Origin of the sequence: Gilliamella bombi, assembly GCF_900103255.1 — a bacterium.
Taxonomy (GTDB): Bacteria; Pseudomonadota; Gammaproteobacteria; order Enterobacterales; family Orbaceae; genus Gilliamella; species Gilliamella bombi.
This window is the reverse complement of record NZ_FMWS01000006.1, coordinates 1-17,998: the sequence shown is the minus strand read 5'-3', so window position 1 is coordinate 17,998 and position 17,998 is coordinate 1. Positions and strand designations below refer to the sequence as shown.

Sequence of the window (17,998 nt, the reverse complement as noted above, 5' to 3'; positions counted from 1 at the left end):
TATGCGAAAACCGAACAAATCAATTAATCAAAATGACTACGGTGTAGCGTTGTTTTTTACTCTAAAAACGTTTAGGTAGGCTATTGATTTTATTGAAGTTTTTATTTTATTTTTTAAATAAAATCAAACAATTATAGACTAATTTTTTATTACGTTGAATTTGGCTTTTTAATAAAAGCGCTTTTGTTATTTGATAATAGCTATTTAATAATAATTTGTTAATAACAGCCAGTTGATAGCAAAAGCGCAAGCTTGAAAATTGTATCAGTCGGAGCATTGTTTTTACTTTCAGTCATTAAAGCGCTAGGTTCACAAGCTTTGCCTGCTTAGCGCCCTAAGTATTAAAAAATAAATACTAAGGTGTGGTGCAAATAGCATTGAAGGGGAGGTACTCACCACTGCTGTAGACTCGGCCATCGAGCGAAACATGAAACGGGGTGGTGCTACCTGCCTTGTCACTCGTCCAGCATACAGCGTAGGGGCTGTTGAAGTCCTTACCACCAAAGTAACTGTGCGGTTCGCCCCATTCTGCGAAAAATCCACCGCCAATTCGACGCTGGTAATAATTACCTGATGAGCTAGAGTCGTCTATGCCATTTGAACAGAACGGCCAATTAATACCACACTTCGCATTACTTAAATCCCTTACCCTCGACATGCGATACCCCAAACCATTACACCATGCTAACTGGTCACTATGATGTGGATATCCATTTAGATTATCTCGATAGACGAACCACTGCCTCAACTCAAATCCATATTTTACTACCTCTACACCATCTCTATCTCTACCCACTAACTCAAACGTCTGTGGTAACCTTGGCTTAGCTATTTGACTAGGTTTAGGATTATTCCTTTGAGTTCTTGCCTCTGGACCTGTTAACTTAACACGGGCTACAACTCCCCTATCTTCATAAGGAATCCACCAATCCTCAGCTACAACATTTGTCACTGTTGCAGTAATTCCCCCCAAAGTAACGGGTTCCCATGTCAATTTTTCTGGTTCTATTCCTGTTATGAGCAAATCAAAATATAAACCATCCAGACCAGTGGTCGGGAAATTTTGATTATATGATTCAGGATGAATTGATTCGAAATCAATTGATTGTACTAAAAAGCCCTTATCAGGATTCCATATGTCAGCTGGGCCTGCAAATTTTCCCTTACCATTATATAGATTTGGCCTTACATAATTGATAACTGGCGACGGTATTATTATTGCATCACTACGATTACCTGTTCGATATTTTTTGCTATTCGCCTGTAAATTCCATGAAGATAACAATAATAACAGTCCCAACACCAATAAGCTTTTTGGGGACAATTTCGATAAAACATAGAGAGATAATTTGGAAGATATAAATAAGCTTCGTGTAAAAACTCGTCGAATAGGATTATTTGATAAATTTAATACATAGGTTTGCCAGTGCTGGTGTCTGGTGTCTGGTGTCTAAAATGATAATGCATTATGGTTTACCTGTCAAGTAATTATTTGTTTTATTTTATTTTTTATAATTATTCGCTTATTTAATGAGCTTATTTTCCTGTAGCGGTTAAAGTATAGCCATTTAAAAAATAGTTGGCTAGTTTTTTGGCGGATTTTTTTGTAAAGAAATGTAAATAAATTTAAATAAACATAAAGATAGAAATGATTCAGTTATAAAATAGGTGAATTTTCTAATTAAAATATGGTGTTAGTTTTAGGAGCTTTTAGTTTTTGTGGAATGATTAATATTGGTGATAACATCTAAAACGCAAACACCGCCAACAACCTTGTTTGGTGTTCTAGCTTTACTTCGTTATCGGTATATTTTGGCGCTCTGATAGGGCAAATTTATTAACATTGTGGTGCTATAAGTGTGTTTCTTGCTCTAAAATTGTTCAGGTAGACTATTGATTTTATTAAAATTTTAATTTCCAATTAAATCAGATGGTTATAGCTAACTGTGGTGTTGTTTGTGGTGGTTTTTATATTATTAAATTCCCGTTACAATATTATTGCTCAATCCTTATTAAAAATCTTAAAATTCGATAAAACTAAAACACTTTGTTATAATTTGAGCTCTTTAAAAATGAAAATACAAAAATTAATGAAAGCCCTCTGTTCCTTTATTGTTTTAACACTAATACCTTTTGATCTTTTAGCTGCTGATTTTAGCGGTGATGATTTATCAATTTGTTGGGGGATTCCGTTTGTAGGGATTTTATTTTCTATTGCATTAATGCCGCTATTTCTGTCGCGACTTTGGCATTATCATTATGGCAAAATTATTACTTTTTGGACAATGCTGTTTGTACTGTTTGCCTTATATTCTTTTGGTCTACAAACCACCATCAATCTTACTGCTCATGCAATTATAGCTGAATATATTCCTTTCATTTTGTTATTGCTTGCACTATTTACCGTTTCAGGAGGGATTTTAATTAAGAGCGATGTGCTTAGCACACCCAAACTAAACGTTGGTTTGCTTGCAATAGGTACACTGTTAGCCTCACTCATGGGCACTACTGGCGCAGCTATGTTAATGATTCGACCTGTAATTAGAGCTAATCGTCAGCGAAATTATGCCGTACATACCATTGTCTTTTTTATCTTTTTAGTGGCGAACATTGGTGGTGGATTAACACCACTCGGCGATCCACCTTTATTTATTGGCTTTTTAAAAGGTGTTAATTTTGGATGGACAATTCAACATATGTTGTTGCCAGTTTTGTTTAGTTCAATTTTGTTATTAGCAATTTATTATAAGATTGATTGCTACTACTTTCGTACCCAATATGGTGATTCGTTTACATTAACTTCTGCTAAAAAAGCTAGCGCTATTAAGGTTTATGGTGTAAGCAATATCTTTTTATTGGCAATCATTATTGCCTGCGTGTTAATGTCTGGTATTTGGCATTCATCGGTTAATTTTACGGTTTTAGGAACACATATTGCTTTACAAAATTTAATTCGTGATACTATTTTTATCATGATTACCCTATTTTCTATGTTAATTACCCCTAAACAAGTACGTGCCGGTAACGAATTTAATTGGGAGCCTATCATTGAAGTTGCTAAGCTGTTTATCGGGATTTTTATTACTATCGTCCCTGTACTTGCTATTTTACGAGCAGGTAGCCATGGTGCATTAGCCCCAATAATATCACTAGTAACAAATGAACAAGGACAACCGATCAATAGCATGTATTTTTGGCTATCAGGTCTACTTTCAGGATTCTTAGATAATGCCCCCACTTATTTGGTCTTCTTTAATCTAGCTTCGGGCGATGCCACTATTTTAATGAATATATTAGAAAAAACCTTACTCGCTATTTCAATGGGTTCAGTTTTTATGGGAGCTCTTAGCTATATAGGTAATGCACCTAACCTTATGGTCAAAAGCATTGCAATTCAAAATAAAATTAACATGCCAAGCTTTTTTAGTTACATGAAATGGTCTGTATGTATTTTAATCCCAGTGTTTATCATTGATAATTTGGTGTTTTTTCTACTCTTTTAATTTAGGCTACTAACAAACTAAAATAACTGTGTAATATAGCGCAATTTTTTTGGAGTTGTTTAGATTACTGTAAACTTTACAAGTACTTCCTAAAGTTAAAAAAATTTACTTAAAGGCAACATATCAATTATCAAACTGATGTTATTGAATACTATTTAACAAATAATCGATTATATAAAACCCATTTACTTGAATTTTATTCTATTTGTCGTTAGAATTGTAAAATAAACATTAAAAGGAATTCATTTACATAAAAATACAAATAATATTAAATGAAAGGATAAAGTGATGAAAGAATGCATAATGAATATTCTAGTTAATACTTTTCTAGCTAAATTTATTCAAAATAAGCAAGGCATAACGGTAGTTGAATATGCGGTTATTTCAGCTGGAATTTCGGTAATCATATTTACAATATTTAGAGGACAATCAGGTCCAATGCATGATATGTTTTATACTGTATTTTCATCAATACAGGACAGATTAGTTATTATAGTAAATCAGTAATTGAGGTATGATTAAACTAAACATCATGCTCTGCTAACTTATTTTTATGAAATAAATCTTTAAAATAAAAAAAGTGGTTGTTGACTGAATATAGATAGTCAATATGCATTTTAGTATCAATAATTATTATCGGTACTTTTTGATATTTTTGGTCTTTAAAAATGTCGACACCACCTATAAGTTACACAAAAAATATTATAAATTGTAAGAAAATATCAACTCCAAGGTTAGATTAAACTTGTGGCATTATATCATCAGTGCACTCACGATATGAGCAAGTAGACTCAGCAACCTGATCATGTTTATCATAGCAAAACTTAATCCCCCCAAGTATCAATATCAATACTATCGAGTTTTATGCTCTATTTAACAATTTTATTAAGCTCCGTTAATATCTCTTTTTATAAATGAATAGTATTCCTGCAAAAATACTGTTCTTAAATCCATTACTAAATCGATGTATTTCTTAGGGTGTTAAATGCTAATATGATTACTTATAACATGATAATATAACTATACTGCTTAATGTAACTAAATCTAGCTTTAATGCTTCTAAATGCTATTAATACTGTCCTTAATTATTGGTAATGAACGCAGTTTAAGTAACAATAAAAGTTTTTAAACGATTGCCATTATTGAACAGAATTGGCAAAATTTATATATGTATATGATCAATTATACAAATTATTGATTTAAGTTGGTTTTACACTTTGTCTATAAACCTTGGTATAATGTATTATTTATAACATAATTTTGAGAGTTATCTATGTTAAATCAGTTAAAAGCAATTATTCAGTATCTTCTTCCTAAACAGCTATTAACCGTTATTTTTGGTTGGTTGGCAAAAAAACAGTTAGGTAAAGTTACAACATGGATGATTATGCTTTTTTGTAAAGTGTATAAAGTGGATTTGAGCGAAGCAAAAATTAGTGATGTAAAAGAATTTAAAACCTTTAATGACTTTTTTGCTCGTGAATTAAATGAGGATGCACGGCCAATTGATACCACCGATAGTGCTGTTGTTATGCCTGCTGATGGTGTAATTAGTCAGTTTGGTACTATTCTTGATACACAGCTGTTACAAGCTAAAGGGCATTTTTATTCTTTAGAATCATTACTTGCCTGTCATCCTGATATGATCAACTTTTTTAGAAATGGTTTATATGCAACCACTTATTTATCTCCTAAAGATTATCACCGTTTTCATATGCCTTGTGATGGTATTTTGCGTGAGATGATTTATGTGCCTGGTTCGCTATTTTCAGTTAGCAAAGCTACAACCGAAAGTATACCTAATATTTTTGCTCGTAATGAACGTGTGATTTGTTTGTTTGAAACCGAATTAGGTCCAATGGCGCAAATTTTAGTTGGGGCAACTATTGTTGGTAGTATAGAAGTACAATGGGAAGGTATTGTTACCCCTCCACGAGAAGGAATAATGAAACGTTGGACTTATACCAACGGGATAAAATTAACTAAAGGACAAGATATAGGTTGCTTTAAGTTAGGTTCGACAGTAATTACACTGTTTGCCTCAAATTCGATTGAGTTTAATAACCACCTTAAAGTTGGTGATGTTACTCGCGTGGGTCAAAAATTAGCTGACAGGATATAGCTTTATGTGGATTCGTGGTGTTGTGTGCTTTGTTGTTGTGTTGTTTTCTTCACTGACTTTTGCCGAAGAAACCACACCAGTCATTAATGATGAAAATGATCTTTCGCTAGTTGTTCATCAGTTAAGTGATAAAAATGATGAACTCAGACAAAATATGGAGTTACAAAAAACACATCTAACTAGTATTGTTAATGAGCAAAACAATATCACGACACAAATTTCACATGTTCAAAATACACTGGCAACACTTGATGAACAAGGAGAATGGTTGAGTTTTTCGACCGCTTTGGGCGAAACCTTACGTCAACAGTTATTGCGTTTGCCAGAAAAACCCAAATCGCAAGCGCTTGATGCCGAAATCGCCGAGGCAAAAGCGCAACAACTTAATTATAGTAATATTTTAACATCTTTGGACAATTACCCAACTTTAACAAGCCCACTTAATAGCATCAAAGAAGCAACCCAATATCGTCGTTTAATTCGGGAACAAACCGAATTACTTAAGACTCTTATTTCGGGAACTGATACTACCATTCTAGAATTGACTAAACTAAAAATTGCCAATAAGCAATTAACCAATGCGATTGACGAAGTAAACGATGCTGCACACAGATATTTTTTCTGGGTAGCTGATGTGAATCCAATATCATTGAGTTATCCAATTGATTTAGCCAAAGATGTTGTGTATGTGATTTTTTCTGTCGATACCATTTCACAACTTTATAAAGCTAGCATTGAAGTACTTAGTTCGCCAAAACCGTTATTTTTAATTATTTTGTCGTTGTTATTCGTGTTTGCACACTTTAAGATGCGCACGAAATATAATATTTTTCTCAATAAATCAGCTAGCCGTGTAGGAAAAGTTACACAAGATAGTTACTCTTTAACCTTAAAAGTAATTATATTTTCATTAATTATGGCATTACCTATCCCTATTTTGTGGGCAGTGTTTGGTTATGCTTTACAGATTAATTCAGATTATCCTGTCGCATTTGCCTTGGGTTATGGTGTGAATGCTGCTGCGCCTATTTTGTGGGTATTTATTATTTCAGCGCATTTTGCGTCAACTAATGGACTGTTTATTACCCATTTTGGTTGGTCTAGACTTAGCGTACGCTCAGCGATGAAATATTATCAACTTTCAGTTTGGCTGGTAATTCCACTAGTGATGATAGTAATGAGTTTTGATCAGTATAATAATCATCAATTTGCAGCCACAATTGGTCGAACGTCGTTTATTTTGCTCTGCTTTGCTTTGGTGTTTATGACTAATTCTATCCATCGTGCTGGTGTTCCTCTTTATATTGATAAAAAAGGAGCTGGTGATAATTTATTAAGTCATATTTTGTGGTTTATTTTATTAAGTGCACCATGGCTAGCTATCATTGCGGCTTGTTTAGGTTATCTTTCGACAGCTCAAGTACTATTAGGACGTCTTGAGGCCTCTGTCATTATTTGGTTTGCTTTGTTAGTTATTTATTTTATGATTCGCCGTTGGATGTGGATCCAAAAACGTCGTATAGAATTTGAACGAACCAAGCAACGTCGATTAGAACGTATGCAACGAGCCAAATCACATGAAGATGATCTCAATTCACTTAACGAAAGTGTTGATGAACCTGTTATCGATTTAGATGTCATCAGTGCGCAATCCTTACATTTAGTCAGATCGATTATTATGATGATTGCGCTAATTAGTATGATTTTGCTATGGTCTGAATTGCATTCGGCCTTTGCCTTTATGAATAATATTAAACTTTGGGGAACCAGCGCCATTGTAAATGGAACTGAAATCGAACAATACATTACCCTTGGTGCAGTTTGTATTGCGATTTTAGTGATGACAATTACCGTTCAGTTGGTCAAAAATCTGCCCTCTTTGTTGGAGTTAGGCATTTTGCAACATTTAGATTTATCACCAGGAACAGGGTATGCTATTTCCACAGTTTCAAAATATATTACTTTGATGATAGGCTGTATGATTGCATTTTCGTTTATTGGTATCGACTGGTCTAAAATTCAATGGTTAATTGCCGCATTAGGTGTGGGGCTAGGTTTTGGTTTACAAGAGATCTTTGCTAATTTTATCTCTGGATTAATCATTTTATTCGAAAAGCCTGTGCGTATTGGCGATACGGTGACAATTCGCGATTTGACAGGTAATATCACCAAAATTAATACTCGCGCAATTACCATTGTCGATTGGGATCGTAAAGAAATTGTGATGCCCAATAAAGCTTTCATTACCGAACAATTGGTGAACTGGTCGTTATCAGATTCGATCACTCGGATTGTATTAACCATTCCCGCAACTATCGATGCTGATAGTGATTTGGTTATCAAACTTTTACAACAAGCCTCAGACGAATGTGAATATGTGCTTAACGATCCTGAGCCACAAGTATTTTTGGTAGATATCCAAGAAGGCATTCAGTTGTTTGAATTACGTGTTTTTGCTGCTGAAATGGGACACCGAATGTTACTGCGAAGTGCTATACATAAATTGATACTTGAAGCTTATCGTAAACATCATTTAACGCTACCATTCCCACCATTGCAAACCAATTTAGAAGCATTGGGACGCAAGAGTGGGCGTCGTAGTTATACCATCGGCACGCTTTAACCAAAAAGAGTTTCTAACCAAGGCACACCAAATGCTCCTGGCGCAAGCAATACAAAAGCCCAAACTGGCGCTGAAGCAATATTGGCCACATTAAATTTGGTAGCAGGCATATGCATTGTGCCTGCAATTAATGGCACTATTGCTCGTAATGGCCCAAAAAATCGCCCAATAAATACGCCAAACGTTCCATAACGCTGAAAAAATTGCTCGGCACGATAAACTAATTTAGGGTGCTTATTAAGTGGCCATGAAGCAATAACTTGTTGATGATAGTGTTTACCTAACCAATAAGACAGTAAATCTCCAAAAACAGCACCTGCCGAAGCGGCAATTAATACGGGTACAAATGATATTGCTCCTCCACCGATTAAAGCCCCTGCCCCTAATAAAATAGCCGTTGCAGGCACTAGAAGCGAGATAATCGCTAATGATTCACCAAATGCCAATAAAAATATAATGGGTAATGCCCAAACTTGGTGGTGCTCAATAAACTGCATGATAGTCTGTGTAATTTCTTGTAATGACATAGAGTTAGCTTATGAATTATCAATTGCTTATGGTGAACTATTTTATCATAATATTGCTTAATAAGTGCTGAGCACGCCATCTATTGATAAAATATTACACTGCGTTAACATTTTAGAATTATTAATGGTTAATCTTGTGCTGATAGCAGTCTTAATTATAACCAAATTAGCAAGAGGCAATTAATGACGATCGGTGTTAAATCAATTCCAGTACGTAAATTTAAAAACAGTAAGTTGCAACATTTTCAACCTGATATGTTAGCTATCGAAAAGCCAGTTGCTTTAATTTATAACGGAATTTCACATGTAGTGATGATGGCGACACCAAAAGATTTGGATTATTTTGCCATTGGTTTTTCGTTAACGGAAAATATTATTCATTCGGTTAATGATATTTATGGCATTGATGTTATTGATACCCCAAAAGGCATAGAAGTACACATTGAACTTTCGTCACGACGCTTTAGCGAGCTGAAAGAAAAACGACGTAATTTAGCTGGACGAACAGGATGCGGCATTTGTGGTACTGAGCAGATAGAGCAAGTCTACCAAGATATTCCTACTTTACCATTAATAAGTCAGATTGATTTAGCTGATTTTAATGACAGCTTAAGCTATTTATCGCATGTTCAACAAGTCGGTAAACAAACTGGTTGCACGCACGCAGCTGTATGGCTAGATTTGAAAGGACAATTTATGGCAGGGTTTGAAGATATCGGCCGGCATGTCGCATTAGATAAACTACTTGGCTTTAGAGCTATGAAATTGTTAAATAACCCTGAGTATCAACACGGTGTGGTATTAGTATCAAGTCGTGCTAGCTATGAAATGGCACAAAAAACCGCCAATTGTGGCGTAGAATTTTTGTTAGCGGTTTCGGCAGCAACCTCAATGGCTGTCGATTTGGCTAAACAATGTCATTTAACTTTGTTAGGATTTTTTAGGGGCGATAAAGGTGTGATCTATTCTGGCGATGATCGTCTAATCTAAGAAAATCTTTTATATTATTCATTTTGGTGATTAAATTAATCTAAATTTAATATATTGAATAATAAAAATAAAAAATAAATTTTTTCTAATTCATTCTAAGATATACCAATTCACATCTTCCTTTATTAGACGAAGATCATCATAATATATGCCGAAAACAAAAATTATTTTGTTTTTTAATTATTTTATGGGATTTTACCCAATTAAACTAAGCAATAGGTTATCACTGTTTTATTATATTCACCTATTTTACTTTAGCTTAGCATTAATTTTTTTTGAAAGGATACTATCATGCATCAGACTTCAGATATTCAACAAGCCGTTAATTTTATTCAGAAACACACAAACAAAAAACCAACAATTGGAATTATTCTTGGTTCAGGTTTAGGACCTTTTGCCGACACTCTTGAAGATGCTGTTCATATTCCTTATGACACAATTCCACATTTCGCCAAATCAGCAGCCGTTGGCCACGCAAATGAATTAGTCATTGGCCAATGCGGAGACAAAACAGTTGTGGCAATGAAAGGGCGCTTTCACTATTACGAAGGTTTTTCGTTAGATCAAGTTACTTTCCCTGTTCGTGTGATGAAGATGCTTGGTGTTGAAAAATTAATTATCACTAATGCATGTGGTGCAGTCAATACGAGTTTTAAACCAGGCGATTTAATGTTGATCACCGATCACATTAATCTTACTGCCAACAATCCTCTTATTGGACCAAATAACCCTGATTTAGGTGTGCGCTTTTTAGATGTAAGTGAGGTTTATAATAAGCAATTGCGTTCAACAGTAATTGATGTAGCCAAAGAACTTAATATTACCTTACAACAAGGTGTTTATGCTTGGTGGACAGGTCCAACTTATGAAACACCTGCCGAAATTAGAATGATTCGTGTTTTAGGTGCCGATGCAGTTGGCATGTCAACTGTACCCGAGGCAATTATCGCACACCATTCAGGCATTAAAACCATTGGAATTTCGTGTTTAACTAATATGGCTTGCGGAATTTTAGATCAACCATTAGGACACGAAGAAGTTATAGAGACAGCAGAACGCGTTAAATCAACTTTTTTACAACTAATAACAAAAACGATTGCACGCTTCTAACCAATACTTTTTATTGGTAATTTTCTATAAAAAGTTCACTTTATTTTAGGAATAAACAATGAACATAAAAAATAGATTAAAAATAATGATGTTTTTCCAATATTTCATTTGGGGAAGCTGGTTAGCCACTTTTGGTGCTTATCTATTTAATACTTTACACTTTTCTGGTGTTGAAGTATCTATGATTTTTAGTACCAAAGGTTTAGCGGCATTAATTACACCATTTATTATTGGTATTATTGCCGATAAATTTTTGCAGGCTAAATATCTATATATGCTTTGTCATTCTGTTTGTGCCATTGCGCTTTTTTATGCTGCATCAGTTAATAATTCAGCTATTTTATTTTGGGTAATGTTAGGCAATGCGTTAGCTTTTATGCCAACTATTGCATTATCTAATTCTATTAGCTACCACTGTTTGGCTCAACATAACTTAGATTCGGTAACCGTTTTCCCTAAAATACGAGTATTTGGTACTGTTGGTTTTATCATTGCAATGTGGACAATTAGTTTATGCAAATTCGAGTTGAGTAATGCTCAGCTTTATGTTGCCTGCGCAGCATCTGCTGTACTTGTTGTTTATAGTGCAACATTACCAAATATTACTGTATCTAAAAACCAAAAACAGTCTTGGGTTTCTTATTTAGGATTAGATGCTTTTGTGTTATTCAAAAAGCCCGTTATGGCTGTTTTTTTTCTTTTTGCTATGTTACTTGGTGCGATACTACAAATCACTAATACTTTTGGTGGCGCTTTCTTACATGATTTTGGTAAAGTCTCAGAATTTAAAGATAGCTTAATTGTACAATACCCTGCTATTTTATTATCGGTTTCACAAATGGCTGAAGTCGCATTTATCTTAACCATCCCATTTTTTCTCAAAAAATTTGGCATCAAAAAAGTCATAATGATAAGCTTAATTGCTTGGACTTTACGATTTGGTTTATTTGCATTTGGTGATCCAACACCTTTTGGTTTTGTGCTATTAATGCTTTCAATGATCGTTTACGGCTGTGCATTTGACTTTTTTAATATTTCAGGCTCTATTTTCATTGAAAAAGAAGTCAGTTCAAATATTCGAGCCAGCGCTCAAGGACTATTTATGACCATGGTTAATGGTATTGGTGCTTATTTTGGCTCCATTTTAAGTGGTTATGTTGTTGACATGTGTACACATGATGGTCTTAAAGATTGGCAAACAATTTGGCTAATTTTCGCTACATATGCACTTGTGTTAGGTGTTGTTTTTTATTATTCATTTAATTATGACCATACTAAAAGTAAGTGTGCTACATAATCACTTATCTGTTGAGATTAATAGATTTTGAAATATTAATTATCATTGTAATTTGATTGATTTAACTTATTAAAAAGACATCTGGGGAATGAATTTAATAATCCTTCCCCTAATGTCTTTTATTGTGTTTTTTAGCCGAAATTATCGGCAATGTTATTTTTTGTTACGAGATTTAGATATGAAAGATAAATTTTTAGGCGGTTTACTGGTTTTATTAGGTGCATGTAGCTTTGGCGTACTATCTTCTATCGTTAAGACGGCTTATCAAGACGGGTATAAATTAGGTGAAGTCACTGGTATCCAATGTTTTTTGGGAATGTTAATGTTATGGAGTATTCACTTTATTGTCAAAATAATACGCTCCCCAAAAGTATCTACATTAGCGAATGCACAATTAGCAACTCCAACAAAAAAGCATACAAAATTGACAAAAAAATGGAAGGTCTGCGCTGTTGGTCTATTTCCTGGATTAGTCGGTATTTGTTATTACCAATGCGTACAACTAGTGCCTGCATCAATTGCAATTATTTTATTAATGCAATATTTGTGGGTTAGCGTCTTTATTGATTTTATTTTTTTCAAAAACAAACCTAGTATTATTCAACTTTCAGCGATTATTGTAATTATTTTAGGTAGCTGCTTAGCAGCAGGTATTTTTAATCAAGATATTAGTTTAAATTTGACTGGTTGTTTTTTTGGTTTTTTAGCAGCACTGATGTATTCACTCTTTATTAGTACTAGCAGCAATATTGGTAACGAATTACCTAAGCTTGAAAAAAGTGCGTGGATGATTACCGGTGCATGTATTGTTACTTTTTTGATATTTCCACCTTTATTTTTCTTCAAACTTGATATTAGCGACAAACTGTATCAGTTAGGATTTTTATTAGCATTGCTAGGTACTGTATTGCCTCCTTTTTTGTTTTCGGTAGGAATTCCAAAAATTGGAATTTCATTAAGTGCCATTTTGTCGGCAGCAGAACTGCCTGTAGCGGTCACTTGTTCATATTTTTATTTACGCGAATCGGTCCATTTTAATCAATGGATTGGAGTGGGTATTATTCTTTTGGCAATTGCTTTACCTAACTTAAAACATGTCAAAAAGAACAAACTTGAAAAATAGTTAGCTCATCTGACATTTTCGACTTAAAATGTAGGAAAACACCAATTTGTTTATATTTCACGGTTAAAATAATCTTCTAAAAACTCATAAGGTATTTTATTTAAAATCGCCTTATGTGGTTTAACTTTACTATTATAAAAGTGAGCAAATCACTTAAAATTTTGTTTGTATCTGTTGTATCACTAACTATTTGCTGATTATGCTGTATTTCTTTTAATTCCAATAAACAGCGTAAGGAAATCCTATATATTAAGTTGATTATTTATAATATCCAAAAGCATTGAAAACCCAACAATCATCACCATAATTATGATCGTCTTATAATTTGACCAATATTGCTAGTTTTTTACTAAAAAATAAATCATTCCGTGCTCTACACTATTTTAGATAGCTTTAATAGTTAAATATATTAAAACTTATTGTGATATATTGATCTACTTCGTTATGTATTTGTCTATAAAATTAGAAGTAAAATCTTTAACTAAAAGATGAAATCTAGCAATATTATTGAACTTTCCAAAATTAAATCTGTCTTAAAAAAGTGATTATTTTTAAATATGTTAAATAGTACCAGCTTGCTATTTAAAATAGGTAGTCATTCGCTTATTAAGTTTTTACTATTAAGTAATAATGTTTTACTGTATTGATAATATACCGTAATTAACCTTTAAATAAGGCTTATAAGTAAATAAGACTTTTCATTTTCTGATAGCAGTTGTTCTTAATAGTATTTTTTTATTTTAAGTACCTATGCTTTGAAACTTAATTTCATTAATTTAAATATTCATTATAACATAATGAATTATTTTGATTTTGTTGTTTGTTTTTATATTTAAGTATTATGTCAACCAAAAACTTTTTTACATAAAATTAACAGCCTATTTTCTTTATTAAGGTCTTGTTATCTTTTTATTTTAATTAAAAGGAAGTTACAAAAATGAAGATATTAAAAAAACCTTTATTTACCTTAGTGCATAGTAATAGCGCAATACCTGAACACAGAACGCTAGCTTATTTAGATCCCACATTAAATTATTATACCGATCATATCGACGAAATTATTGCTTTGCGTGTTAAAGAACTTAAATTGCATCATCCTGAATATAGAGAATGCCCCAATTGTGACAGAACCAATAACAAAAAGGGATTTTCTTTTGTTTTTCATGAAATATTTGAGTCAGAGCATCATAAAAAACAAATTGGCATGCTAAAAGACGAAATAGCTATTACAAAAGAATCGAATAAAATAAAGGAATTACTTGATTCCCGTATAAAAGAAATTGCTAATGTTTATCCTGAGTTACAATTTAACTTTAATGACATGCAGGTTTTACCAGCTAAAGTCAAAGAGTATCTTTTTGCACCGCCGTTAATATTAACTGAAGATCATGCAATTATGCTTTGGGATGATTAAATAAAGCTGTTAACAAAAAATCAATTGCCGTGATGTGCTATTGTAAAAGTAAGCTGTTATGCTTACTATTATCAACCTAAATTATTAAATGATCCAATAATTACTCTAATATTTAGCAAGATAGCCGAAAAACATTTACCCTGATTTTTTCCTAAATGCTTTAATCGTATCAAAAAGCTCGGCTATAAATGGAATCATAAACGGGTTTATCGGGTGTATTGTGAATTAAAGCTTAATGTTGGACTAATCCTCTAAAAACGCCTTATGCGTTTTTAGAGGATTATTTTAACCATGAAAAGTAAACAACTCGGCGTTTTCCTACAATTTTGTTTTTTTATGTATATTTACTACAGTATTTATCAAATTACCATAAAAACATAAATAATTCTTACATATAACTAAGGGCTAACGCATGCTACTCTAAAATCTAAATCGTTTCCACCTCTATCACCAACAATACCTATATTTGTCTCTACAACATAATTATGGATACTGTTCAAACCAGCATTATAATGATCTTCTGACGTCCAATAATACCCTCTTATATCCCCCCAAGAAGGTTCTCCAACACGAAAATATTCCCAATCACTATCTTTATAGTAAATCTGAGTCATACGTCCCCATTCGCTAAATAACCCACCCATCCAATAACCATTCACTTTATAACTAATTTTTCGTAAATAGCTTTCATCTGTTATACCATTTTGCCAATCCACAATACCGCCACGCCTTGCATTGGTAAAATCAAGCACTTTGGGCATACGATACCCACCACCATTAAAGTTATTACAAAACGCAACTCCATTTTGATAACCACCTGCACCGCCTTTTTTAGCTACATACCAACGCTCTAATCTAAAATTATACAATGGGTCATTGTTTTTATCGTGTAAATAAAATGTTGAAGGAATAAAAGAACCAGGATTACTCTCCTTAGGACCCGTTAAGTTAATTTTTACAAGCCCTGTAGGTAGCGTATTTTCAGCATTTAACGTTAATGTTACCCCTCCTGTCGAAATTGTTCGACCATTCGTATTAACGATATCTTGTGCTTTCATTCCTGCAACACTCAAGTAAAAAAATAAATTATGAGAGCCTGTGGTTGGAAAGTTTGCTCCAGGATTCGCTGGATTATAGGCATAAAATCCTCTATATTTATTCCACTCGCCATTCGGATCGTTAAGAGAAGAAACAGCCCCATCGTAAGGTATATCATTTGAATGCCAATCATATTCTAAGTTAGGCATAGCATAACAAAATTGTGGTTTATCCATTTTGGGATAAAGATAATAGGTATGCCTATTTCCAGTAAATTTATCACTTTCAGAAGGAATACCATATTCTGTCTTAATGCTCACATCTTCCACTTCTAACGTCAATTGATAAGGTGCATCACAGCCATTTAATGCTTTATCTGAGTTATCTTTCACATAATTAGTAATATCTTGACCATATAAATTCTGCCATTTAATTTTTAATTTACTTGAATTGACACGATGAAGTGTATCGCCATCATCATCCTTCCAATAACCATTGTCAGCAATCACTTTATCTGCCAATACTTCTGGATAATCCCCATGAGGTACTAATGTCTTGATATCTGCAAAAGTGGCCGAAAGTTTATCTAACACTAATGGGTTTTCCATGCTTGAGCTATCATTTGATACAGTAATAATTTTGTTTCCAGGCAATGTTACTGATAATAAGGGACTAACTGAATCGGCATGGGTTGCACCGCCATCAAAGGTTAAATAAGGCGCAGTACCGTGAATGCGCTCAGAAGTTGTGGCCGATAATGCCTGCGATTCTAAAGAGTACGGCAATAACAACAATGGCGCTAATGCCAATGGGATTTTTAAAGATAGTTTTGTGAATAATTTCGATAATAATTCGAGAGATAATTTCGATGATATAAATGAGTTTCGTGCAAAAACTCGTCGAATAGGATTATTTGATAAATTTAAGACATAGGTCTGCCAGTGCTTGTGCCAAAAACGATACTGCATTACATTTCACCTATCAATTTATGTTTTCTTATTTCGTTTTTTATAATTATTTATATATTTAATAAGTTTGCCTTTATAAAGCGGTTAAAGTATAGCTGTTTAAAAAATAGTTGGCTAGTTTTTTGGCAGGCTTTTTTGTAAAGAAATGTAAATAAATTTAAAGAAAAATAAAGATAGAAATGATTCAGTTATAAAAGTAGGTGAATTTTTTAATTAAAATATGATGTCAGATTTCAGGCATTTTAACCTTTGGTGGAATGATTAATATTGCTGATAACATCTAAAACACAAACACACCCAACAGCCCTGTTTGGCGTGCTAGCTTTACTTCGTTATTGGTATATTTTGGCGCTCTGATAAGTCAAGCTTATTAATATTGTGGTGCTATAAGCGTGTTTTTACTCTAAAATCGCTCAGGTAGACTATTGATTTTATTGAAGTTTTTATTTTTATTTTTAAATAAAATCAAACACTTATAGGCTAGCTATTTTTTTATTACGTTGAATTTGGCTTTTTAATAAAAGCGCTTTTGTTATTTGATAATAGTTAGTTAATAATAACTTGTTAATAACAGCCAGTTAATAACAAAAGCGCAAGCTTTTAAGTCGTATCGGTCGGGCGCTGTTTTGCTTTTAATCATTAAAGTGCTGGCTTTGCCTGCTCAGCGCCCAACTTGCGCCGTGCTTTATTCTTTTGTTAGATTATCCTCTCACACCATAAGCACCTTCTGCGTCCTAATGATTAAGAAATAAACGCTAAAAACTAAGGTGTGGTGCAAATAGCATAATCGATTAGGCTGCTGGCAATATCGTGCCTGATGACCCAGCCGCATCGAGAGTGGACATGGAGCTGGCGGTTGCTACCCGGTACGCCATATGCCCAGACGCAGCCATTGAAGCCCGTATCAGCGTAGAGACGCATAACGCCCCACTCCGTGAAAAATCCAGCGCCTATACGACGTTGGTATTCCCTATGTACTGACGACGGCGTGGCGCCATCTACGCCATATATACATGGAAAGTTAAAATGTACACCACACTTCGCATTGGTTAAATCCCTTACCCTCGACATGCGATAACCCAAACCATTACACCATGCTAACTGGTCACTATAACTACTCCATATATGCCCCCGACTGACGAACCACTGCCTCAACACAAACCCATATTTTACTACCTCATCATTAGTTTTTATATCTCTACCCACTAACTCAAACGTCTGCGGTAACCTTGGTACAGTAATTCGTCTAGGATTCGGATGGTTCGGCTACACTAAATCATACA

General features: G+C 33.7%; 11 protein-coding genes and 1 pseudogene. 9 read left to right on the top strand and 3 right to left on the bottom strand.

Annotated features, from left to right (window positions below; translation table 11 throughout):
* Positions 1-355: 355 nt before the first annotated feature.
* Positions 356-1,285, bottom strand: a complete 930-nt coding sequence (locus B9N71_RS01240) for a hypothetical protein (protein WP_085163832.1) — start codon at positions 1,283-1,285, stop codon at positions 356-358.
* A gap of 787 nt (positions 1,286-2,072) precedes the next feature.
* On the opposite strand from B9N71_RS01240, the gene B9N71_RS01235 reads away from it, so the two are divergent.
* From B9N71_RS01235 to mscM, 4 genes and pseudogenes are all read left to right on the top strand, one after another.
* The gene (locus B9N71_RS01235) at positions 2,073-3,503 is read left to right on the top strand and encodes a sodium:proton antiporter (RefSeq protein ID WP_208610401.1); all 1,431 of its coding nucleotides are present in this window, start codon (positions 2,073-2,075) and stop codon (positions 3,501-3,503) included.
* 288 nt (positions 3,504-3,791) lie between these two features.
* Positions 3,792-4,010: a Flp family type IVb pilin gene (locus B9N71_RS01230; RefSeq protein ID WP_085163831.1), complete on the top strand. Its 219-nt coding sequence runs from the start codon at positions 3,792-3,794 to the stop codon at positions 4,008-4,010.
* Positions 4,011-4,776: 766 nt separating this feature from the next.
* Positions 4,777-5,622, top strand: a pseudogene (gene asd / locus B9N71_RS01225) (archaetidylserine decarboxylase); the annotation flags it as partial.
* Positions 5,623-5,629: 7 nt separating this feature from the next.
* Positions 5,630-8,248, top strand: a complete 2,619-nt coding sequence (mscM, locus tag B9N71_RS01220; RefSeq protein WP_085163830.1) for a miniconductance mechanosensitive channel MscM — start codon at positions 5,630-5,632, stop codon at positions 8,246-8,248.
* Here the strand turns inward: mscM and B9N71_RS01215 are convergent.
* A complete protein-coding gene (locus tag B9N71_RS01215) occupies positions 8,245-8,775 on the bottom strand; it encodes a DedA family protein (protein ID WP_065560693.1) in 531 nt (176 codons plus the stop codon). The genes mscM and B9N71_RS01215 overlap by 4 nt on opposite strands.
* 183 nt (positions 8,776-8,958) lie before the next feature.
* Between B9N71_RS01215 and fdhD the strand changes: the two genes are divergently transcribed.
* The 5 genes from fdhD (at position 8,959) to B9N71_RS01190 (ending at position 14,709) form a co-directional block, all read left to right on the top strand.
* Positions 8,959-9,765, top strand: a complete 807-nt coding sequence (gene fdhD / locus B9N71_RS01210) for a formate dehydrogenase accessory sulfurtransferase FdhD (RefSeq protein WP_085163829.1) — start codon at positions 8,959-8,961, stop codon at positions 9,763-9,765.
* A 291-nt stretch (positions 9,766-10,056) separates the two neighbouring features.
* Positions 10,057-10,875 (top strand): purine-nucleoside phosphorylase, encoded by an 819-nt coding sequence (locus tag B9N71_RS01205; RefSeq protein ID WP_065560695.1) that lies wholly within the window; start codon positions 10,057-10,059, stop codon positions 10,873-10,875.
* Positions 10,876-10,933: 58 nt separating this feature from the next.
* Positions 10,934-12,172: a nucleoside permease gene (locus B9N71_RS01200; protein ID WP_085163828.1), complete on the top strand. Its 1,239-nt coding sequence runs from the start codon at positions 10,934-10,936 to the stop codon at positions 12,170-12,172.
* Positions 12,173-12,350: 178 nt separating this feature from the next.
* Positions 12,351-13,295 (top strand): EamA family transporter, encoded by a 945-nt coding sequence (locus tag B9N71_RS01195; protein WP_085163841.1) that lies wholly within the window; start codon positions 12,351-12,353, stop codon positions 13,293-13,295.
* Positions 13,296-14,232: 937 nt separating this feature from the next.
* On the top strand, positions 14,233-14,709 hold the full coding sequence (locus tag B9N71_RS01190) for a hypothetical protein (protein ID WP_065589334.1): 477 nt from the start codon (positions 14,233-14,235) through the stop codon (positions 14,707-14,709).
* Positions 14,710-15,107: 398 nt separating this feature from the next.
* Here the strand turns inward: B9N71_RS01190 and B9N71_RS01185 are convergent, their stop codons facing one another.
* On the bottom strand, positions 15,108-16,715 hold the full coding sequence (locus B9N71_RS01185) for a hypothetical protein (protein WP_085163827.1): 1,608 nt from the start codon (positions 16,713-16,715) through the stop codon (positions 15,108-15,110).
* Positions 16,716-17,998: the final 1,283 nt, after the last annotated feature.